The organism is Actinoallomurus acaciae (genome assembly GCF_042429965.1).
GTDB lineage: Bacteria > Actinomycetota > Actinomycetes > Streptosporangiales > Streptosporangiaceae > Actinoallomurus > Actinoallomurus acaciae.
The window spans coordinates 1-535 of the sequence record NZ_JBHLZP010001296.1 but is presented as its reverse complement, the minus strand read 5'-3'; the positions used below and the strand labels follow the sequence as shown (position 1 = coordinate 535).

1 protein-coding gene and 1 tRNA gene are annotated in these 535 nt (G+C 42.8%); one reads left to right on the top strand and one right to left on the bottom strand.

Annotation, left to right across the window (positions count from 1 at the left end; genetic code table 11):
* The first annotated feature begins 223 nt into the window (after nt 1-223).
* A tRNA-Asn gene (locus ACFFNX_RS52640) sits at nt 224-299 on the top strand.
* A gap of 39 nt (nt 300-338) precedes the next feature.
* On the opposite strand, the gene ACFFNX_RS52635 is transcribed toward ACFFNX_RS52640, so the two are convergent.
* Nucleotides 339-535 (bottom strand): hypothetical protein (locus ACFFNX_RS52635; RefSeq protein ID WP_378213917.1); only part of this gene is annotated, 197 nt, incomplete at its 5' end.

The following is a 535-nucleotide window of genomic DNA, read 5'->3' as shown; positions in this document are numbered from 1 at the left end:
TTTGCCGACTGGGCTGTGCGGGCCGTGCTGTTTTACTGGCGAATGGTTACTGGACGTTGGCTATGGAAATACCCTCGATCCGAGCCGCAAAAGTGTGAAAAAAAGCCAGTTGTATCGGAATAAACGACAAAATGCAGATTATTTCAGCAAACGATTTCAAATTTAAAAAACAGGCTTTGACATTGTGGGTGGGCATCGCTAATATTCGCCTCGTTCTCACGATTCCTCTGTAGTTCAGTCGGTAGAACGGCGGACTGTTAATCCGTATGTCACTGGTTCGAGTCCAGTCAGAGGAGCCAAATTTTAGTTTTGAGACATCTCTATGAGTCTCAGGACAGTTAAAAAATAAAAATTATTTTTACCCGGTCACTTTGTAAAAAAGTGGTCGGGTTTTTGATTTCTGTGTTTCGTGCGCTTAATCGAGTCTCACGCTTCAGTGAGCAAATTGCCCCTCCCCAACAGACATCACGATTCACAAGGTCAAAAATTCTGTTCCATGAAGTACCGTACAAAGATAAAGAGAAAAATGCCTTAT